We start from the raw sequence: 21,322 nt of genomic DNA, 5'->3' as shown, positions 1-21,322 counted from the left end.
GGTATAAATTGTTAATTATATTAAATTTGTGGAGGGCTGTGTATAACAGATGAGTACATTGTTCGAACAGCGCAAGGAACAGATCGAGGATTGCTACGAGGCATTAATTTCCCGTAAAAATGAAGCTTTGTTCTCCGAGAACGGGATCTATGAGCGGTATGCCAATCCTGTATTGACCCATGCCCATGCTCCGCTTGTGTGGCGTTATGACTTTAATCCGGAGACGAACCCGTATTTCATGGAACGGATCGGTGTCAATGCGGCCTTTAATCCAGGGGCTATTGAGCTTGACGGAAAGTTCTATCTGATTGCGCGTATGGAAGGTGTGGACCGGAAGTCGTTTTTTGCCGTTGCCGAGAGTGATAGCGGGGTTGACGGCTTCCGTTTGTGGGATCATCCGGTTGTGATGCCGGAGACCGAAGAGGAAGACACAAACGTATATGATATGCGTCTGACCAAGCATGAAGACGGCTGGATTTACGGTGTATTTTGCACAGAAAGAAAGGATCCTGATGCGGCTCCAGGGGATCTCTCGAGTGCAGTTGCTCAGGCTGGTATAGCACGTACAAAGGATCTTAGGACATGGGAGCGGCTCCCGGATCTGAAGACCAGCTCGGCCCAGCAGCGCAATGTGGTGCTTCATCCCGAATTCGTAGACGGGAAGTATGCATTCTATACCCGCCCGCAGGACGGATTCATCGATGCCGGTTCCGGCGGAGGAATCGGATGGGGCCTGTCCGACAGTATGAATCCTGCTGTTATTGAGAGTGAGACGATGATAGACCGCCGTTATTATCATACGATCAAAGAAGTGAAGAACGGCCAAGGCCCGGCTCCGATCAAGACGGAGAAGGGGTGGCTTCATATTGCGCACGGCGTAAGAAATACAGCGTCAGGCCTGCGCTATGTCGTGTATGCCTTCCTGACCGATCTGCAGGATCCGTCGACGCTGCTGCATGCTCCGGCCGGTTATCTGATTGCCCCGGAAGGAGAAGAAAGAATCGGCGATGTCTCGAACGTTGTGTTCATTAACGGTTTGATCGCCAGAGAAAATGGGGACGTCTACTTGTACTATGCATCCTCTGACACGCGCTGCCATGTGGCTACCACTACGGTTGACCGTCTGCTTGACTATGTGCTGAACACGCCGGAGGACCCGCTTCGCTCCTATGCCTGTGTGCAGCAGCGAATTGAATTGATAAACCGTAATTTGGAGTTTTTGAGCTAAAGAAGAGAAAGAGGAGATTCAGAGAGCGGGCGGTCATTTGACAAGCCGCTATGCTTCCCCTATGCTTATGCACCAGAGGTACTCTCACGAAGGAGATGATAGCGGTGCATAATGGTTTACCCTTTGAAGAAATATCTTCCAAAGAGCTGAATGATCGGCTGGAGCGGGGAGAGGGCCTGCATATTGTTGACGTGCGGGAGCCTCATGAATGGTTCCAGGGTCATATCCCGAGTGCAAGGCACATTCCATTAGGGCAGCTTCCACATAGAATGGACGAACTGGACCCGCAGGAAGAATGGTTCGTTATCTGCCATAGCGGGGGAAGAAGCGCGCTGGCCTGTGAATGGCTGGAGGAGCAAGGCTTCAGAGCCGTCAATGTCATGGGCGGAATGATGTTTTGGGAAGGCGAGATCGAATAACACACGAGGGTGTCCCAAAAATTCTTTACACCCTTAATAACAAAGTAGAGTGATATTCATATAGGAAACAAGGGATCAAAGCGAGAGAAGGCCGCTTGATCCCTTGTTTTCTTGTGTCCACTGAGGCTTCTTTGATCAAACAAGGAGTGAGGGAAATCCACCCGACCTTCAAACTTACTTGAATCTGACAAACATCACCTGGTTTTGGCAATCCTCGAAGCTTTAGTGTGTTGAAGCTTTAGTGACCTTCTGGATTATAATGGTCTCACCGGCATCCGCACCAGCAAAATTAATGCCTTTTGGCATTTATTTTTGACGCATGAGCACCCACGCCAGCAATTTAATGCCTTTTGGCATTTATTTTTGACGCACGAGCACCCACGCCAGCAATTTTAATGCCTTTCGGCACTTATTTCGCCTCCCGGAGCCGCCCGCCAACAATTTTAATGCTTAATGGCACTTGTTCCGCAACGCACGGCATGACGTTACTTTGAAAAAGGTGTCCCTAACCTCTGCGATGACTTTGGGATACCCTCAACTTCGGCGAAACTTTTCTCAGGCTTAAGTCGTTAACATGAAGAAGAGCAAGTGAATAAGCAAGATAAGGAGATCAAGCATGCCTACTCCATCATCATTGCCCAGCCGTTCTACGGCACGCAAGAATCAGGGGCAGCAAAAAAGGAAGACAACGCGTAAGCCGCGCCGAAAAAAGAAAGGTGTATTTTTACGGTTTATCGGCCGTTTAGTCGTGACCTTTATGGTCATCGGGGTTTTAGGCACACTTTGGCTATTTCTAACTCCGTCAGGCAACAGTATGCGTTATCTGATGGCAGATACGCTGATCACGACACAGCACCGTCATTGGGCTAAATATATCATCGGACAAGCAGAATTGGATAAGCGTGTTGCTGCCTACCAGGCTCAATTTGATGCCATGGGAACCGAGGAGGATACGCATACGATTAACCTTCCAACTGGCGAAGAGGAAGAGGGGGCCGAGGAAGAGAAGCCCTTAATTGAAATCGAAGAGGTTTCCGGTACGGGCTACCATGGTTTTGTTCTGACGGTCAACGATCCGACCAAGATCCGGTTAGGCGTTCCAGCCAAGACTGGCAAGGGGGAGAAGGTATCCAGCATGGTGGCTCGCACCGGGGCGGTTGCCGGGGTCAATGGCGGCGGCTTTGCGGATCCAAACTGGAAGGGGAACGGCTTCAAGCCGATCGGAGTCGTTATTTCCCAAGGGAAGCTTTACTACAATGGAATCGGAGCCAACGATGCGACCCAAATTGTCGGTATCGATAAGAAGGGCAAGATGATCGCCGGCAAATATACGTTAACCGAGCTGTCCGAGCTGGGCATTCAGGAGGCGGTCACCTTCCAGCCCCGTATTATTGTGAATGGCAAGGGGCAGATCAAAAGCCAGAAGGAAGGCTGGGGAATTGCTCCAAGAACGGCAATGGGGCAGCGGGAGGACGGCGCGATTCTCTTTGTCGTGATCGATGGACGCCAGCCCGGCTACAGCATCGGGGCTAGTCTTTACGATGTTCAGCAGATCATGCTGGATCATGGAGCGGTGATTGCTGCCAATCTGGACGGCGGTTCCTCGACCGTGCTGGTCACGAAAGGCGGAGAGATCGCCAATAAGCCGTCATCCGAATACGGAGAACGGTATTTACCGACGGCCTTTCTTGTCTTTGAGGATCCGGATCAAGTGGAGATTCCGAACATTTGGGAGGGATTGCGTCCCCAGGATATCGATGCCGGCAAAAAGTGATATATTTCCAAAAGGGAGAATAATGATTCTGCGTGTTGTGGGCAAGGTGTGAAGTGTGCTTACGATCGCTATTGCTCGCGGATTTCTTGATTGAATAAACCATAGCAGGGTAGAAATCCACTCACAAAGACGAACACTCCGAGCATATGCTCCCGAAGAAGCTTTCTTTTCAGAAAGCTTTTACTACAGCAAACTTCACACTTATACCCTTATTACGCATTCTCTTCAGCTCGGCTTTATAGTGCCGGATGCACTAATAGTGCTCATACAGCTGCCTAAGGCAGCATCCTTGTATCCCTCGACATGCATATATACAGGCTCGTTCATCCGGCATATGGGCCACCGGATGCACTGATGCATTACGTATGCAGCATTGCCCCTAATGGATAAGCACGTGAATTTAACTATGCCCACGGTGTACGGATTTTTCTAACGGTGGATGTGAGTCGTATGGAGAAGTTAAGGGGAGTAACTAAATTGCGATTGGAATGAGCAGGAGTCGAATTAGCCTAGTCATGTAGAGCAAGTGAAGTTTGAAGCAAGACAAGCATACCGATCAATTGAGCATAGCTTCGGTGCAAGACCGGAGCATCCTGAGGCTGGGTGCAACTAACTCCTAACGCATCTCTAGGGCAACTCCATGCGCTCGGTATGCTAACGGTGTCGTGCGTAAGCTATCGCGCGAGCTTGCCATTCACACGCTTAGCCCAAGGCCGCGTGTAGTCTCCTGCTTGCTGCCGCAAGCGGCAAGCTTATTGCAGTGTAGCTTAGGCGCAGCTATGTGCAAACAGGGGGCTAGTTAAACTCCTAAGGCGAAGTAAGCAGGGCATAAGTGTGAAGGGTAAAAGCTTTCTGCAAGAAAGCTACTTCGGAAGCATAGAGCGGAGCGTTCGCCTTTGTGAGCGGATTTCTCCATTGTTAGAATTTAGTCCAATCATAGAAATCCGCGAACAACAGCGATCGTAGCAACTCTTCACACGTTGCCCCTCTAACGCGCCTTCTTTTTGTTTAGCTGCACATTTTCCTGTTTGACTCACCTGAGCATTCGCCAGCTCATAAACAGGTTTTCGCTACTTAATAATCACGCCCCCAAAGGGAATTGCTTCTCGCAAGAACCGCTTTACGATTCCATCGCCGCTCTCCAGCTCCTGCTGGAGACGGCTGCCGCCAGTGGCCTGTACCAGTACGGAGCCTTGGCCCGTAATTTTCCACTGGTAGCGCATATGCTGGCTGGCCAGATGATTGCCGTACACAGCCAGTTCCATTCGCGCGGACTCGGGGTAGGCAACTACACAGCCCGCCTCTACATATAGCGGCTCAACAGGATGCAGCTCCAGCTCGAGCACCTGGCCTTGGGTCAAAATACCGATTTCTCCTTCGCCGGAAAATTTCATTTTCACAGCATCCCGGGTGATCATCATATTTTTGATGCTCAGAATGCGCGATTCCATAGTTATATGATCTGTATAGAAGAAGAGATGGCGGAAATCATACAGCAGATCGCTGCCCCCGCTAAGAGAAATAGCTTTAAGACTGATGCCGGGAGGAAGGGAGGCTGCTAACTCACAAGGGCCGGTAAAATCAGCCCGAACCAGCTTCCGTTTGCGGTACATCCCCTTGATATTCATTAGCCTGTCTACCCGGTTGGCCGTAGCGCCGCGGTAGGCGATCACCTGGGCAGGGTGCAGTATATGAAGCTGCTCCCCTTCGTCCAGGAAGAACCTGACGGCTTGTCCGCCATAGCCGCCGCCCGGTTGATGTTGATTCTCGATTTTCATCTATGGATCAATCCCTTCATGCCGGGCTTCTGATCGGCTTATTGTACAGCGGATTGAATGGACCAGCTAGCGTCTGAGCAGCACCCGGATCAACCGCAGCACTACAAAATAACCTGCAATGAGCAGTACCCCTGTAATGATCATTATCCTCAGCTTGCGCGACTGATTCTCCCGGTTTTGCTGAGCCGTCGTCAATGCAGCGACGGATTCCGTAAGCTCCCGATTTTGCTCAAGTAAAGCCTCGTTCTGCTGACGGTAAGCCTCCAGGGTGGCGTTCGCCTCTTCAAGCTTGTCCTGTGTCTGCTGGTAGCTCTCCTTCAGTTCATTTACTTCACTCGGCAGTTCCGAAATATCCTTGATTCCTTGATACATATCGCTAAAAAAACCGGCCTGGGCATGCGGTGCAGCAGGGGTATACAGACTGCTCCATCCTGCTGCCGCAGCAACGGCCAGCAGTAAAGCTCTCTGGCACCATCGTTGAATTTGCATCCCGCCACCTCCATAACATGTCTCGACAATTGTACTCTACAATACGATTGAAAAGTCTATAAAGTTTCTTATTCTATCCTTAAACGACATGAGGCAATGTGAAAAAAAGGCCGCTCTGCGGGATGCATCAGCATCGAACAGAACGGCATAATTCAATAATCCTGGTCAAGCGTACATCTGGCAGCCAGGTCGGCGTAAATACATAATCGCAACTGTACGCGGACCGCAATGACAAGAGATGGCGCAGCCGCCCTCAATAATGGCAACTTCCTTCGTGTCAGTCCTCTCAAGCAAGGTTGACTTGATATAATCGGCAGCCCGCTCCGCCAGTGTCTGAGCTACAATAATCAGCTCGCGGTCCACCTTATGAATATTTTCGGTGAAATGATGAAGCATTCGCTCCACGGCCTTCTCTTTCTTGCCGCGGTATTCATCGGCAGAGATGACGTTACCTTCTTTAATACGGAGCACAGGGCGAATCTTGAGCAGGCTGCCCAGCATGTGCTGGACATTGGATACTCTGCCGCCCCGATGAAGATAGTCCAGGCTGTCGACGAGCACTTCAATTTCAACCCGTTCGCGAAGCTCCTCAAGCATGGTCACAACTTGCTCGGCCGTTTTGCCCTCACGTACTGCCTCGGCAGCCTTTCGAGCCAGCAACGCGATTCCGCCGGAGACATTCAGGGAATCAACGACAAAGATACTGCCTGCAGGGAAATCGTCTGCGGCGATCAGCGCATTTTGATAAGTTGAAGATAGCTTTGATGACATGCTAATGAATACAATAGTGTCGCCTTTATCGATATAAGGAGCAAAAGCGCTGATAAAGTCAGCCGGAGAAGGGGCAGTCGTATGCGGCAGCTCCCCGGTCTCATCTACACGGCGGTAAATTTCATCCGTAGTTATCTCATGTCTGTCCTTATAGGCTGTTCCGCTAAATACAACATAGAGCGGAATGATTCCGATATCGTACTCCTCCATCCAACGTTCCGGAACATCCGATATGCTGTCGGCAAATATTTTGACTTGTGTCAACGCTTCTCCCCCAGTTAATGAGTATTAGATATAAAGTCCTGTAACTTTGATTATAGTGCAAGGGGGGCGGCTTACGCAAAAAAGTCTGTTCGGCTTCCTAGCGGCATGCTCCGATCGGTTAACCTCTATTCCAGCTGAAGCGTTGACGATATTTGCGTGGAGCCAAGCCCTCGATCCGGGTGAAGCTGGAGGTAAAGTAGGCCGCCTGATTGAATCCGACCTCCTCCGCAATCCGTTCCACCGGCCAATCGGTCTGCAGCAGCAGCAGCTTGGCTTGATCTATGCGAAACCGGAGCAGGTAAGCGGAAGGAGAGCATCCGAACACGTTATGCATACAGCGGGCGATATACACCGGATGGAAGTTGATGGCCTCCCCGAGCCGGGAAGCCGAGAAGGGTTCGCGATAATGCGCTTTTAGATATATTGCGGCCTTCTCGGCACAAGCAGATTGGGGGGAGTTATTCTTCGCCTCCAGTGAAGCGGATAGAAGCATTATGATCTCCTGGAACAAGGCCTGCTGCTTTAGCCTGGCACTGGACATATGTGTGCTTTGATTCAAAGAGTCCAGCTCATGCAAGGTGTCGAACATTTTTTGCGGCTGAACCAGCTTGGTAAATTGAGGGAGAAAGACCGAATAGGGCGTAACTTCGAAGGGATCGGGAGAAAGGAAGCCCTTGGACTCATGGTCGATCAGCCGCTGCCCCGCAACCGGATATTCATTAATGACCTTCCAGTCTCCTAGCAGTTGAAAATGGAGCCAGTAATGCGCTGACTCGTCCGGACAGCCTTCATAGGCATAATGGTGACAGTCTGGACGAAGGATGAGCGCATGGCCCTCAGAGATGACATAGTCCTTTCCTTCTTCACCGACGAACAGGGTTCCTTTCCGCACGACAAGCAGGTCGAATGCCCCGATATTTTTCCGGCTGGGATGCTTGCCTCCCGGGGGGAGAGCAGCCAGACCGCTCATAATGAAATGAGGCAGCGGGGGTGCGGTGAATTCAATAATGTTTGACAACGTTTACAACTCCATTCATGCCATGATGAGGTTGGAATATTGAAAGATTGAGTTGGTTCAATGATACAATAAAAACATTTTTCAATCTATAATGTGATTCATGTTATATAAGTTGAACTATATAAACTACGTAGAAAGGGCATAAGTGTGAAGTGTGCTGAAGAAGCGTAAGCGTTCGCCTTTGTGAGTGGATTTCTACCTTATAATATCTTAGTTCAATTAGAGAAATCCGCGAACAACAGTGATCGTAAGCACACTTCACACGTTGCCCTCAAAACGTAAAATTCAATAGTTTAACTTATATAATAAGATAAGAGAGATACGGCAGGGAATGTCTTACCGTTTTCACAGGAGGTTGAAATTGTGATGGAACAGCAAGAAGGAAAGGGTAACAGATTTTCCCTATGGATGCTTGCATGGCCGATTTTTATTGAACAATTTTTGCAATTTTTGCTGGGGGCCGTTGATACATTGATGGTCAGCCGGATTTCTGATAACGCAGTAGCGGTAGTCGGCTTCTCCAATCAGCTGTTTAATGCGCTTATGACGCTGTTTGCAACTGTGGCAAGCGGGGCCGGGATTGTTATCGCCCAGAAAATCGGTTCCCGCAAGGAAGAGGAAGCACGTACCGTGGCGATCATCGCTTTTAACGTGACCGCGGCAATCGGTCTTTTTCTCAGCCTGATACTAGTTGTGGCACCGCGCCAAATTGCGGCAATGCTGCAATTGCCGACAGAATTGCTTCCGTTGGCAGAGGTTTATATCTCTATTGTTGGCGGCGGCATGATCCTGACCGCGATGATGGCGGTCCTCAGCACGGCGATTCGGAATACCGGCAATACAAAAGGGCCGATGATGACAGCTATTGGGATGAACGTGCTTCATATCATCCTGAACTATGGTTTTATTTTCGGAGAGCTGGGATTGCCTCAGCTGGGGCTGACAGGTGTTGCCATTTCGACTGTGGTCTGCCGCTTGCTTGCGACGCTTGTGCTGCTGTTCATTTTCCTTGGGTCCTTTGTCCGGAAAATCCTGCCGCGCGACTTCTCCGTCTTTGATCGGCGGCTGTTCAAAGAAATACTGGTGATCGGCTGGCCGCTGGGGGTGAACTCGGCAAGTTGGGTATTCTCTCAATTGGCGATCTTTTCATTTCTCTCGATCCTCGGGACGACCGAACTGACTGCGCGGACCTACATGAATACATTAGAATCGTTCTGCTTCCTGCTCGGCTTCTCGCTGGCTCTGGCCGTGCAAATCCAGATTGCGCATCTCTATGGAGCAGGAAAGACCAAGGAGGCCTACAGCGCTGTCTTCAGGGTGCTTAAGGTCGGACTTCCCTTAGTTATCGTGAATGCTTTTCTGCTTGTATTGTTCGGAGAGCATATTATGAAGCTGTTTACCCAGGATCAGGATATTTTAAGCCTTTGTACGGTGCTTTTATGGCTCAATCTGCTGCTTCAGCCGGGTAAAATGGTGAATATGGCGATCGGGAACTCCTTGAATGCCGTCGGAGATACCCGCTATACCATGAACATTTCCCTCATTTTCATGTGGATGGTTGCTACCGGATGTTCTTATCTGTTCGGCGTCTGGTTCGGGTTTGGAATCGTGGCGATTTATCTCAGCATGATCAGTGATGAATATATTCGCGGTGTATTATCGTATTTCCGCTGGAGACAGCGAAAATGCCTTCGGGTGAAGGAAGCAGATTTGCAGCGGGAGCGGGAGTATGAAAAAGATGATGCCTGCAATACGGAGTGTACCCCGAGCCCCGCTGTTTGAATAAATAGGGTTGTCTAATAAGTCCCAAAATAAAAGTTGGACGAGAAAACGCGGTGTTTTCCGTCCAACTTTATTGTTTTGCGGCTTTGCGCCTATACCTTATTCTGCGGCCTCTTCATCCTTGACCCGATCCGGCAGCTGCTGAACATAGCTATCGGACATCCGGAGCAGCTCAAGCGCTCTGTTATATTCGTTCTCGGTTGTGAGAGCCTGACTGACAGCCTCCTCGGTGAACGGATATTGAGTGCCGTCCTCATACCAGATTCCTGGCATGAACAGTGCTTTATTGTTCAGGAAGGAGCCTGAAGGCAAGTAATAGCGTTGTGGCAGCAGGTTATAAGTATGATTCATGATATCCTGGCCGAAATGCAGATGCTGATCCAGCGATAATCCCATAATGTTGGCTACGGTAGGAAGAATGTCGACCTGACCGCCAACATGATCCAGTTCGGCAGGCCCTGCGCCTGGAATCGAGACGATGAGCGGGATGTTGATCATGTCGATATAGCCATAATCCCGGCCGTAAATCTCTTTCATCAGTTCCAGACCCTGTTTATCAAGGGAGTACATCGGCAAGCCAAGATGATCCCCGTAAATGAGGACTACGCTGTTATCCCAGATACCGCGGTCTTTCAGGTCCTGAATGAATTCGCCAAGCGCATGATCCGCATAGTTCTGGGCACGGATATAGTCGCCGACCATGTTGTCCTGATAACGTTCAGGCATTTCAATCAAATCCTTCTCATGCGGCAGCGTAAATGGATGATGTGCCGTCATGGAAATGACATGAGAGTAGAACGGTGTGCCCGTATCCTGCATTTTGCCCAGTTCCTCAGCGGTCTTTTTATACAATACCTCGTCAGAAGGCCCGAAGAAGATCGTGTCTTCATCGCCGAAGAAAGCTTGATCGTAATAACGGTCAAATCCCAAAGCTTCATAGAGCGCGCCCCGATTCCAGAAATCAACGACATTGGTATGGAAGGTTGTTGTATCATATCCGGCTGATTTCATCAGCTTCGGTAGACTAGGAAGATCCTTGTCGGGATAGTTCTGGGTTGCCGCCTCATTATATGGAATATAGTAAGAGGTGTTCACTACAAATTCAGCATCTGATGTATTTCCCTGTCCGACCATCTGGTAGAAGTGCTTGAAATACAAATTATCCTTCACAAGCGAATTCATGACCGGCGTAATTTCCTGACCGTCGATTTTTAAATTGATCAGGAAATTCTGAAAGGACTCCATTTGAATGATGATCAGGTTCTTGCCTTGACCGGCCCCGGCATACTTTACCTCGGCATCCGGGGCGGTTGCCTTAATCTTATCAATTTTCGCCTGGGTAATTTGATTCTTGTCTACCAGATCCTCTTGCTTCGTTGCGGATACAATCGCATAGGTTTCATAATTCAGGATCCCCATTTGTTCGGCCTGCTTGATCTCGTTCATGCTTGCCCGGTTCGGCCATACATTAAATAGGCAAAGTGCCAGGGAAGCTGCAAACACAACTGCGATAAAGCCTTTATTCAGCTTCTTCAGATTGAAGAAGGCTCTCAGCTTCTCGGCCCGTTTCTTACGGAACAACCAGAAGGAGAGGACGACGATATCTAGAAAGATCAGCAAATAATAAGGAGCAAGCAGCGAGAATACACTGTTCTTGACCGCGGTCACCTGATTGACCTGCTGGAGGGCGTGAAAGGTAACAATAACGCCATAGTATTTATGATACATAATTGCTGCGAAGAAAATGGCGGTTACTGTTAAATTAACGGCCACATAAATTCCGATCTTGCGCTTGGAAGAGAACATTTCGATCAGGCAGAAGAGCACCCAAATAAAGGGCAGTTCTCTCAGCAGCGGTCCCCATGGCGGCACTCCGTCAAAGATGGAGATCCAGGTAAGATAGGTTTTTAAAATCATGATTATTGTAAAAAAGACAAAGGGCTTCGTATTTCCAAGCCAGGTTCGATTTGATGCGATCACAGTATGTCCCATCCTTTCGTTTTATCTCTACGTAAACTCTAAGTAAACACTTCTCATATAATACATGAAATCAAACGAAGAATAAAATAAGCCAAATCACATATTTAGCAAGTTATTCCAAGAAAAACTATACTATACCCTGATCCTACGGGGTTATTGACATGTGGTCTCAATATTTGGTAAATTTAATGTATCCTAAGTGATAGGGAGAGCTATTGATGACGGTGAGCGTTCTTAACTAAGCAATTTCATACGAGCTGATTTTGGAGCAAATGGCGAGGCATGGCTTCTTTTTTTGAAAAGGAATCAGGCAGCCTTGTTTTGTATTACCCAATTTCGGTTCTGTGATTAGTTAAGAACACACGCAAAGCATCGAATAGCGCTTGATCGCTGTATGCTTGTTCGGACCGATATCCGAAGCCGTGTTGTTTCCAGCACGGCTTTTTTTGTTGCTGCAAGCGTCCGGAATGAAGCATATACAGGAGACACAAGGGCAAAGGATGGCATTCGTGCTGTCTTTTGCCCTATTTTTATACCCTTAGGAGGGAATACAAATGGAGAAATTTACATTACACATGCTTGAGTATGAAAGTATGAAGCAGGACCTAATGACCTTTGCGGTCACTTACGCCGGTCGGGATAGAATCGCTAAGCTTGCTCCTATGAGTGACAGAAGGAGGATCGAGCGAGAAATGCAAGAGACCGCCGAGGCGCTGCTTCTCGTGAAGCGGGGTTCGAGTGTTCCTCTCCCCTCGCTTGAAGGCATAGAGGTGGTTGCGTCGCTCCTCGGCACAGGTTACCTTTTTTCAGAGCAGGATCTGACCGCCGTCCAGGTATTCCTCCAGAGCTGCGGACATTTACGGAAATATATAGAGTCCAAGGGGGATGCAGCCTGGCAGATCGGTATTCACGCGGCTTCTCTACGCGACCTGCCTGCCCTTAGACAAGAAATTAACCGATGTATCCGGCATGGAGAAGTAACCAATGAAGCGAGCAGAGAGCTTGAGAAGGTAAGGCGCAGGATGGAGATGGCGAAGGAGAAGATCAGCAAGAAGATTCAGGGCTTCATGTCGCGCTATGCCTCCATTCTTCAAGAGAACATCATCAGTCAGCGGGGCGGAAGATATGTGGTGCCGATCAAGCGGGAATTCTACAAGCAAGTAAAGGGAAGAATGCTCGACCAGTCTACGAGCGGGCAGACCGTATTCATTGAGCCCGATGAGATCGCTGTGCTTCAGGGAGAGTTGGAGGTTCTGCTTGGGGAGGAAGCGCGCGAGGAGGCAAAGGTTCTCGGGATGCTGACGGAGCTGGTAGAGTACGAGGCAGATACGATTAAGCATAATATTGAGGTTACAAGCCTGTATGACTTTATTTTCGCTAAGGCGAGGTATGCTGCATCCATGGATGCGGTGCCAGTCATCCTGAATGATTCTGGAGAGACGGTGCTGCGCGGGGCAAGGCATCCAAAGCTTCTCGATGTCATGGTTCCACTGGATCTCTCCATTGGGAAGCACTATAAAGCGCTCATTATTACCGGACCAAATACCGGCGGAAAGACGGTTGTTCTGAAGACCTTGGGCTTGCTTGCACTGATGGTGCAATCCGGTCTGCTGGTCCCGGTCCTGCCGGGCAGTCGCTTCTCAGTCTATCGCGAGGTCATGGCGGTAATCGGCGACGGGCAGAATCTCGAGCAATCGCTGAGCACCTTCTCGGCTCAAATTCACAGCTTGGCGGCGATGCTTCAGGAGGCTGGACCGGGCAGTCTGTTGCTCATTGATGAACTCGCCGCGGGAACCGATCCCGGTGAGGGCATTGCCTTATCGGTTGCTATTCTTGAAGAGTTCAGGCGTAAAGGGTCCACAGTTTTGGTTACGACCCATTTTAATGAGCTGAAGACCTTTGCTTCCCATGCGTCAGGCTTTGAGAATGCCCGTATGGAATTTGATGCGGAGACGCTTATGCCGCTGTACCGGCTGACAATCGGGCTGGCCGGCCAGAGCTATGCGATCGATATTGCCTGCAAGCTGGGAATTCCGGAGGGAATTATCACTCGTTCCCGTGAGCTTGTTATGACGCCTGTTCAGAGCAGTCCTTCGCATAGCCCGCTGCGCATGGACTTGGGGACAGAGACGGATAGGGATACGGACACAGATACGGACACAGATACAGACACAGATACAGACACAGATACAGACCCAGATACAGACACAGATACAGACCCAGATACAGACCCAGATACAGACCCAGATGCGGACCTAGAAGAAACCAACCGTCCCCGTCTTCAACGAGATGATCGGGCGGAGGAGCAAGAGGGAGAGCGTGTGCAAGATCGTGAGCAGGAGCAAGCGGATCGGGAGCTTCAACCCGCTGTTCATGAGACGGTGGTCAGACCGGTCTTTGAAGTGGGGGATGCGGTACAGATCCCTGCCCTGGGAAAGATCGGAATCGTGACCGAAGCAGAGGATCATCGCGGAATGGTGGGGATTATGGTTCAGCGGCAGCGCATGAAGATGAACTGGAAGCGGCTGAAGCCTTATCTGAAGAAGGAGGCACTGTATCCGGAGGATTATGACATGGACATCATCTTCGATACGAAGGAGAATCGGAAGAGACGGCATCTTATGGGAAAACGCCATATCGAAGGGATGGAAATTATCCGCAAGCCGGGAGAATAATGAGATCAATGCAGAAGTTAATGCCAATGCTCCATTCACCGCAGTTTCCTGCAAGAGTGCAGCAGTATAAAACAGGCTAACGTTTCTGCGTACTGGGGGTAACGTGTGAAGGTTGCTTTCGATCGCTGTTGTTCGCGGATTCTCTGATTGAAATAGTAGGGTAGAAATCCGCTCACAAAGGTGACCGCTCCGCTTCTGCAGTAACCTTCACACTTATGCCCTTGCTACGCAGGCTCTTTAGCTCGGCTCTATAAGTGCCGGGCACTAATGAATTACAAACAGTAAATAGGCAACACCGCAACACCGCAACACCATTGGGTAGATGCCCCAATTACAACAATCCCGCAAAGCAAGAGTTGTTTCAGTAGATCAGCAATTTTCCCACCAAATACGCATACGTACACCTCGCACTGAGCGCGGCTCTTCAGGGCGCGGTGTTTCGCAGCATGACAGTGATCGTTCGATGTCATGAAAATACGATCGTACGCATCCAGTGAAAAAAGTTACCTTAAATTCAGTGGAAATGCTAGAAATGCGGATATAGTGAAATTTTTGTACTTAAAGTTGACTAAAACACGGGTTTGGCTAGTTACTGGCGATCTAAGGTAAGTTTTTTCACTAAAAGTGGGTTTGCGCGTCGAATGAAGATTTTAAGGTAGGTAATTTCACTGGAGCGTAGCCGGAATGAGGCTGAATAAGCTGGATGAGTGAAGTTCGGAACAAGAATACCTAGTCAGATAACGAAGTTCCGCGTTCTGCGCAAGGCCGAAGCGACGTGCGAGTGGGCGCAACTCCAGGCGCCAGTGTTCCATTGGGCTGTGCGTAAAGTGAATCGTGCTGGCTTCCATTCGTAATGACTAAGGCGATCCTGATAGCAAGGGGGAGTTGGGGGGAGGCTTGCGCGGAGTATCCTACTTGCATGCCACAGGTGGCCAGCTTACTGTAATGAAACATGTGGCACAGCCATGGTGCAATCTGTCGTATCAGTTGAACTGCGAAGGCGAAGTAGCCAGGGCAAAAGTGTGAAGGGTTGTGAAGAAGCGGAGCGTTCGCCTTTGTGAGCGGATTTCTACCTTGTTAGAACCTAGTCCCATCATAGAAATCCGCGAACAACAGCGATCGTAGCAACTCTTCACATGTTGCCCATCTAACTCGCTCTATTACGTTTAACTGTTTTCCTGCTCGCATGTCACAGACGCAAGCACGAAAATGTCAGCTTATGGCATCATGTTCGCCCATTGGCTAAAACAATGTCAGCGGAGATTGTAAAGCCTCAGTCAAACGGTCGGTAAACCGCTCCAGAAAGACTTGATCCTCAGCACTAAAGCGTCCCTTTAGCGGACTGTCGATATCAAGGACACCGAGGAGCTGCCCGTCTTTCACTAGAGGAATGACGATCTCGCTGTTTGAAGCGGCATCGCAGGCTATATGGCCGGGGAAGGCGTGGACATCTTCGATCCGCAGCGTCTCCTTGCGTGCTGCGCTCGTACCGCAGACGCCCTTGCCGAGCGGAATCCGGATGCAGGCAGGGAGCCCCTGGAACGGGCCAAGCACAAGCTCTGTTCCGTCGAACAAATAGAAGCCGACCCAGTTAATATCCTGTAAATAAAAGTTAAGGAGAGCGGAAGCATTGGCCAGATTGGCGGCCGTGCTGCTCTCGCCTTCAATTAATGCGTGAAGCTGGGATAAAGCGGCTTGCTCCCGCTCCTCGCGCGTACCTTCATAAGTGCTGGCGTGAAACATAATCGAATGAACCTCCTTTGTGTACAACTCCCATTATAACGCTATTCGGGCACTCTTGGCTGTTTCCCAAAACTTTTTCAAGGGTAAATTTGTAGCGTAAGGTCGAAGCATTGAAGCCGAAAAGGGAAGGGGGAACAGGCATGCGTGCCGACGTGCAAAATTTGTTCATTCGTATTCATATGCTGAACCAGGCTACGCTGGAGAAGCTCACGGTCAGCGGTACATTGGCTCTTCTCGAATCGCAGGGCTACAAGGTAGGAGAACGGGAGGTCAAGCAGGAGCTGGAGCAGCTGACAGACGCGAATTTTCTTACCTCGTACGAGGATAACTATTCCATCACCGGGGCCGGTATGGAAGAAATGAAGGAAATTCGGGGTGTGCTGGATCATTTATGCAAGACGGTCAACCAGACACCCCAGAGAGACTGACTGACTTTGATGCAAAATGCCTGACAACACTTGAAGGTGGTGGCAGGCATTTTTTCTACACCAATCGTCAAAAAAAACCATATTTCATGTAAATTGTATAATATGTTTTTTTGCATCATGCGATACAATGACTGTAAGACTATGGGAAGGTGATCGTATGACAGCCTCGTACTTTACGAATACATGCAATAAAAAGCCGCCAGTCACCAAAGCCAAAGTAAGCAACGAGCTGTCGGATATGATCGAACAGCTCCGTGCACAGCTTGTCCACGCCGCAGAGCATAACGGATTCTGCAGTGATATTGTGATTGAGCTGAGCCAGCGACTGGATACGTACATCGTCATGGCTCAGCACGAGATGGTAGGTCAATGAGTCATCCGCCCGGAAGCGCAGAAACCGGACCGGATACGGAAATGCCGGATAACCCGGATCTGTTCTCTGCTTCTGGCTTCAACGCCAGCTGGATCAACTGCTGAACCTCCCGGGCATAGCGCACCGGATCAACGGCATAGGCATTTCCGTGCACCGCTCCTTTTACAAGCAACAAGCTCCGCGGCTCGGGCTTGGCTTCATAGAGCTCTTCGCTCATATAGGTGGGGACATAATTATCCTCGGTTCCATGTATAAACAGAATGGGAAGTGTGCTGTTCTGTACGGCCTTCAAGGGACTGACCTGTTCCATCCGGAATCCGGCACTGCGGTGCATCCGGCGATTAATCATGCCAAGCAGCGGGAAGGCGGGAAGCTTGTTCAAGACGCTCATCTGATGGCGGAGCAGCTTGGTCAGGTCTGAATAGGGGCAGTCCGCAACAACAAACTTCACATGAGGGTCAGCTATGGCAAGGTACTCAAGTACGGTACCGCCGCCAAGAGATTGACCGTGCAGACCGATAGAGCAGTCCTCTCCGTAGTGGTCAACAATCCACGCAACCCAAGCTGCGATATCATGCTTCTCCATGTATCCGTAGGTGGTATATTTTCCCTCGCTTTTCCCGTGTCTCCGCTGGTCGATCAGAAGGAGATTGAAGCCTTCCCTTTGAAACAACTCAATATACTGTGTGGAAACATAGAGCGAAACGGTATAGCCATGGACAAGGATCATCCAGCGCTTCCCGTTCCGATGCGGTTCAACCAAATAACCGCCTAGCTTCAGTCCGTCTATCGAGGTGGTCTGCACCTCTTTTTTCTCCAGCCTCTTGAATTTTTCTCTGCTGTACATGCCGCAATGCTCAAGATAGTCGAAAATGCCCTCGCTGCTCTGGTGCTTCATCTGAGTAATCAGTCGAAAACCATAGTGACTGCCGATAACTAAGATAACGGAGACACATAACCCGGCGGCAAGCAAGTAAATCATCGGATACCCACTCCTTCACGCTGATGCTGTAGCTATAAGTAGTATCCCCGTTTTTTGTCTAAGAAAATCAGAACTTGGTGCATTTACATTTCAAAGGGAGTGTAATGCGGAAATAGATCAGACTCTGAATCGCAGCGGAGAAACAGTGAACAGCAGTGAAGCAGCGTTGAACATTGAGGCAAAATACGAAGAAACCCTGTACTTTGAAAAAGTACAAGGTTCTTTTACTAAATCGTTTGATGCCGCTTAATCTATAGGTTTTTTATTTAACCAAATACGATGTGGTCAAAGGGACAAATAAGGAAGAACCTGGATCTGCGTCAACGATCTCCACAAATATAAAGTCTGTATCGGCTACATCTACATCGACAGAAACCAATCCATTACTCGGTGCAACGGTAAGTGATTTCAAGATTGTATTGTTATGATCTATAATTGTGATTTCCTGCGAACCATTAAGCGTCGCCAGTTCAAGATGCAGCGTTGAATATTTGTTTGAAGTCATGATCTGGAAGCTCTTTCCCTGCTTAACGGTGTCGGTGTTCAGGTAAACATCTTTGTAATCTTTGCCGTCATAGGATGTATCCTTGGGGTCTTTGGTATGCCATGCAGAGGTACCCAGTACGGTTTCCGCCAAAGAACTTAACGTCAACTTGTCAGTTGTCGGTGAAGGTGTGGAACCACTGTTTCCGCCAATGATCACCGAAGAGGTTGTGTTGTCATAAGTAATCTCTGTTCCCAGCAATGTACCGAGTCCTCGAATAGGCAAATAGGTTGTTCCATCATAGGTAATAGGCAAAACAGTCTTGCCGTTGGCATCTTTAACGGTCACAGTTTCCCCATTCATTTTCAGAGAAACCTTGCTGTTCAGATACGCTTTAATGGGCTCTAACCCTGTTGCCGCAAGCGCTCCTGATCCAAACCCAAGCGTCAGTGTACCTAACATTAACCCTATAACGACTTTTTTCTTCATTAATTTCCCTCCTTAATTGGGAATAGATTCCTTTATACATTTAAACCACTAAAGAGATGGTGTCAAGTGCTTTCAGGAGTGTTTCAGCAAAATTTTTAATAAAAATTAAAAAAGCAATTTTTTATATTCGTTTGTTTTGACGAGCAGCGGGCTTGTATGTTTATATAATTGGGATACCATGATTTGATAAGGAGGGAGAAGCATGTACAAATGCGGCGGACAAATTCCTATCCTGGAGAGCCATAGACTTAGACTCCGCAGGATGGAGCGGGAGGACGTGCCGGTACTGCTGGACTATTGGAGCGATCCGGAGGTTGTTAAACATATGAACATACCTCCCTTTGAAACGCAAGAGGATGTATGGCAAATGATCCATCTGCTGAATGGGCTGTCTCAGAGCGAGGATGCGATACGCTGGGGAATTGAACTGAAATCCTCCGGGATGCTGATCGGGAGCTGCGGCTATAATGTGTGGGAGCTTGCCGGTGCTTACCGTGGAGAAATCGGGTATGATCTCGGCCGTCCCTATTGGCGGAAGGGTTATATGACCGAAGCGCTGCATTTGCTGCTGTCCTTTGGCTATCATACGATGGGTTTAAATCGAATCGAGGCTTTGGTGGTTCCTGAGAATGCTTCCTCGCGATCACTGCTTCGGATTCTGGGGTTTCAGGAAGAGGGCTTGCTTCGGGAGTATCAGATGACAAAGAGTGGCTTTACGGACTTGTTGATGTATTCTTTGCTCAAAAGAGATTATGAGTTATCGATCAAAAAATGACTTGGGAACAACCTCTGAAAGGCTGGCGGAGAAATGAACACGGGATGGAATTTACATAAACTGGACCCCCTCTCCAAGCTGGTTGTCCTGTTCTGTGTCGCCTTGTTGGCGATGTATTGGGATACTCCAGCTCCGTTGCTGTTGTTGCTGGCCGTGCTGCTGGTTCTGGCGCGGTATGGAGCGGGAATCGGTTGGCTGAAGCTGTTTGGCCGGATGGGGTATATTATTATCTTTGCACTTCCGTTATTTGTGATTACAGCAATCAGTGTACCGGGAGAAGGAGCTCAATTGTTTCCCGGACTTCCAATTTCCGCGGGGGCGGTATCATATGCGGCGGCAATTTCGCTCCGTATGTTTTGCATGTTTTTATCCTCGGTCATTTACATCTGGTCCACCGATCCGCAGGATTTCGTCGTTATCATGGCAAATCGGTTGAAGCTTCCCTATCGATTGGTCTATGGTGTATCGATGGCTCTCGCTTTCCTGCCGCTGCTGGAGAGGGAGGGGCGGGTTCATGCCCAGGCCAGAAAGCTTCGGTTCGGACGGGCCCCCCGCGGACTTCGGGAACGGGTGATGCTTCGACGGGAGAGCCTGGTTGCTGTATTCTCGGGAGCCATCCGCCGTGTGGAGCAGACCGCAGGAGCAATGGAGGCAAAGGGCTTCGGCGCTTATTCCAGCCGTACCTATCTGAGGGAAGTTCGGATAGAACGCTCGGGATATGTCATTATGCTGACAAGTGTGGTGCTTGCGTCAGTGATGATGATGTTTTAGCAGATTGAAAAAGAAAAGTCTTGACGCATTCTAATTGTCAACTTATATTTTTAAATTAGGTTGACAATTAGAGACGGGAGAGATGAGCATAATGAGCGCAGAAGAAACGAAGAAGAGTATAAAGGACAGAATCCGGTTTTCCGCATTTACTACGGCAGAGATCGTTATGATGGCGATGCTGGCTGCAGCCAACGGAGTGCTGACAATGTACATTTCACCGGTGAATCAATTATTGAACGGCCTCGGCGGACCTATTGCTACATCCACGATTACAGGACTGTATATGCTCTACGGAATGCTTGCCTGCTACCTGATTCGCAAACCGGGTACGGCTGTTATTACCTTTGGAATCGGAGCGGTTGTCCAGTCATTTATGGGCTCGGCATATGGGATTCCATCCGCCTTTGCGGCAGCTGCTTGTTATATGGTGGTTGCGGAAGCTGTATTTGCGGTATTCCGTTACCGCAAATGGGGAATGGCTCAGATGATGCTGGCAGGCGGGGCTTTGGTGCCGATCTGGTTCTACTTTGCGGCTAGAATGTTCGGCTACGTAAATTGGAGCGGAGATATCCTTGCCTTGGCTTTGGTTGTACGAATCGTAAGCGGAATGGTTCTGTCCGGGATTCTCTCGAAGCTTGTTGGGGATGCTCTGGTCAAGAGCGGTTTATTACGCCGCTTTGCCGCTGCAAAATCTACGTTGGAAGGATAAGCAATGAAGACAGGTGTGAAGGACAAGCTTCTTAAGGAGGAGCTAATTACGGTGGAATCCGAATCTGCTGTAGGGGAAGCGCTCAGGCTTGAGCGGGTATGTTATCGCTATAAGGCAGACAGTAAGCCTGTGCTTGACGAGATTACATTCTCTCTGGAGCCTGGAGAATGGGTCACGATTGCGGGGCCGAGCGGATGCGGCAAGTCTACACTGGCGAGGATACTGGCGGGGGACTTGCCCCGAGCCGGCGGAGGACTGCGAACCGGCGAGATCCTGGTGAACGGCATCGATCCTGCCGATGCCAAGATCGGGGAGACGGCCCGGACCATCGGCCTCGTCTTTCAGGACCCGGACGCGCAGCTGGTCCTGGGAAGAGTAGAGGACGAGGTG

Annotated in this window: 19 protein-coding genes; 11 read left to right on the top strand and 8 right to left on the bottom strand. The window is 49.4% G+C overall.

The features are described from left to right. Window positions 1-49: 49 nt before the first annotated feature. The 3 genes from TX85_RS14490 to TX85_RS14480 all read left to right on the top strand — a co-directional run bounded on the left by TX85_RS14490 (window position 50) and on the right by TX85_RS14480 (window position 3,421). Window positions 50-1,228, top strand: coding sequence for a glycoside hydrolase family 130 protein (locus TX85_RS14490; RefSeq protein ID WP_044480225.1), 1,179 nt, complete (start codon window positions 50-52; stop codon window positions 1,226-1,228). A 104-nt stretch (window positions 1,229-1,332) separates the two neighbouring features. Next, window positions 1,333-1,647 (top strand): rhodanese-like domain-containing protein, encoded by a 315-nt coding sequence (locus tag TX85_RS14485; RefSeq protein ID WP_392391845.1) that lies wholly within the window; start codon window positions 1,333-1,335, stop codon window positions 1,645-1,647. 757 nt (window positions 1,648-2,404) lie between these two features. Next, complete coding sequence (locus TX85_RS14480) at window positions 2,405-3,421, top strand: phosphodiester glycosidase family protein (protein WP_233500778.1); 1,017 nt, start codon at window positions 2,405-2,407, stop codon at window positions 3,419-3,421. Between the two features lie 1,070 nt (window positions 3,422-4,491). On the opposite strand, the gene TX85_RS14475 is transcribed toward TX85_RS14480, so the two are convergent. The 4 genes from TX85_RS14475 to TX85_RS14460 form a co-directional block, all read right to left on the bottom strand. Further along, window positions 4,492-5,199, bottom strand: coding sequence for an AIM24 family protein (locus TX85_RS14475; protein ID WP_044480223.1), 708 nt, complete (start codon window positions 5,197-5,199; stop codon window positions 4,492-4,494). Window positions 5,200-5,265: 66 nt separating this feature from the next. After that, window positions 5,266-5,688, bottom strand: a complete 423-nt coding sequence (locus TX85_RS14470; RefSeq protein WP_049894972.1) for a hypothetical protein — start codon at window positions 5,686-5,688, stop codon at window positions 5,266-5,268. Between the two features lie 165 nt (window positions 5,689-5,853). Further along, entirely contained in the window at window positions 5,854-6,723 is an 870-nt protein-coding gene (locus TX85_RS14465) for a DegV family protein (RefSeq protein WP_049894971.1), read from the bottom strand. 118 nt (window positions 6,724-6,841) lie between these two features. After that, window positions 6,842-7,741, bottom strand: a complete 900-nt coding sequence (locus TX85_RS14460) for a helix-turn-helix domain-containing protein (RefSeq protein ID WP_233500755.1) — start codon at window positions 7,739-7,741, stop codon at window positions 6,842-6,844. A gap of 366 nt (window positions 7,742-8,107) precedes the next feature. On the opposite strand from TX85_RS14460, the gene TX85_RS14455 reads away from it, so the two are divergent. After that, on the top strand, window positions 8,108-9,523 hold the full coding sequence (locus tag TX85_RS14455) for an MATE family efflux transporter (RefSeq protein WP_081671754.1): 1,416 nt from the start codon (window positions 8,108-8,110) through the stop codon (window positions 9,521-9,523). 99 nt (window positions 9,524-9,622) lie between these two features. Here the strand turns inward: TX85_RS14455 and TX85_RS14450 are convergent, their stop codons facing one another. Beyond that, entirely contained in the window at window positions 9,623-11,515 is a 1,893-nt protein-coding gene (locus tag TX85_RS14450; protein ID WP_233500754.1) for an LTA synthase family protein, read from the bottom strand. A 542-nt stretch (window positions 11,516-12,057) separates the two neighbouring features. Here TX85_RS14450 and TX85_RS14445 point away from each other — a divergent pair. Then, window positions 12,058-14,178: an endonuclease MutS2 gene (locus TX85_RS14445; protein WP_044480221.1), complete on the top strand. Its 2,121-nt coding sequence runs from the start codon at window positions 12,058-12,060 to the stop codon at window positions 14,176-14,178. 1,242 nt (window positions 14,179-15,420) lie between these two features. Here the strand turns inward: TX85_RS14445 and TX85_RS14440 are convergent. Beyond that, window positions 15,421-15,921: a GAF domain-containing protein gene (locus TX85_RS14440; protein ID WP_044480220.1), complete on the bottom strand. Its 501-nt coding sequence runs from the start codon at window positions 15,919-15,921 to the stop codon at window positions 15,421-15,423. 140 nt (window positions 15,922-16,061) lie between these two features. Here TX85_RS14440 and TX85_RS14435 point away from each other — a divergent pair, with 140 nt between their 5' ends. Together TX85_RS14435 and TX85_RS14430 are read left to right on the top strand one after the other, a co-directional pair. Next, window positions 16,062-16,349, top strand: coding sequence for a hypothetical protein (locus TX85_RS14435; RefSeq protein ID WP_044480219.1), 288 nt, complete (start codon window positions 16,062-16,064; stop codon window positions 16,347-16,349). Between the two features lie 157 nt (window positions 16,350-16,506). Beyond that, window positions 16,507-16,722, top strand: coding sequence for an aspartyl-phosphate phosphatase Spo0E family protein (locus tag TX85_RS14430; protein ID WP_044480218.1), 216 nt, complete (start codon window positions 16,507-16,509; stop codon window positions 16,720-16,722). A gap of 1 nt (window position 16,723) precedes the next feature. Here the strand turns inward: TX85_RS14430 and TX85_RS14425 are convergent, their stop codons facing one another. Both TX85_RS14425 and TX85_RS14420 read right to left on the bottom strand, forming a co-directional pair. After that, window positions 16,724-17,704, bottom strand: a complete 981-nt coding sequence (locus tag TX85_RS14425) for an alpha/beta hydrolase (RefSeq protein WP_044480217.1) — start codon at window positions 17,702-17,704, stop codon at window positions 16,724-16,726. A 262-nt stretch (window positions 17,705-17,966) separates the two neighbouring features. Next, window positions 17,967-18,677, bottom strand: coding sequence for a hypothetical protein (locus tag TX85_RS14420; RefSeq protein WP_044480216.1), 711 nt, complete (start codon window positions 18,675-18,677; stop codon window positions 17,967-17,969). 202 nt (window positions 18,678-18,879) lie between these two features. Here TX85_RS14420 and TX85_RS14415 point away from each other — a divergent pair, with 202 nt between their 5' ends. The 4 genes from TX85_RS14415 to TX85_RS14400 all read left to right on the top strand — a co-directional run. After that, the gene (locus TX85_RS14415) at window positions 18,880-19,452 is read left to right on the top strand and encodes a GNAT family N-acetyltransferase (protein WP_044480215.1); all 573 of its coding nucleotides are present in this window, start codon (window positions 18,880-18,882) and stop codon (window positions 19,450-19,452) included. Between the two features lie 33 nt (window positions 19,453-19,485). Continuing rightward, a complete protein-coding gene (locus TX85_RS14410) occupies window positions 19,486-20,223 on the top strand; it encodes an energy-coupling factor transporter transmembrane component T family protein (protein ID WP_044480213.1) in 738 nt (245 codons plus the stop codon). Window positions 20,224-20,314: 91 nt separating this feature from the next. After that, window positions 20,315-20,932 (top strand): ECF transporter S component, encoded by a 618-nt coding sequence (locus TX85_RS14405; RefSeq protein ID WP_044480211.1) that lies wholly within the window; start codon window positions 20,315-20,317, stop codon window positions 20,930-20,932. A 3-nt stretch (window positions 20,933-20,935) separates the two neighbouring features. Next, the coding region (locus tag TX85_RS14400; protein WP_148444379.1) for an ATP-binding cassette domain-containing protein at window positions 20,936-21,322 on the top strand (387 nt) is incomplete at its 3' end.

It is taken from the genome of Paenibacillus antibioticophila (assembly GCF_000455265.1).
Lineage (GTDB): Bacteria > Bacillota > Bacilli > Paenibacillales > Paenibacillaceae > Fontibacillus > Fontibacillus antibioticophila.
This window is presented reverse-complemented; position numbering and strand designations above follow the sequence as displayed.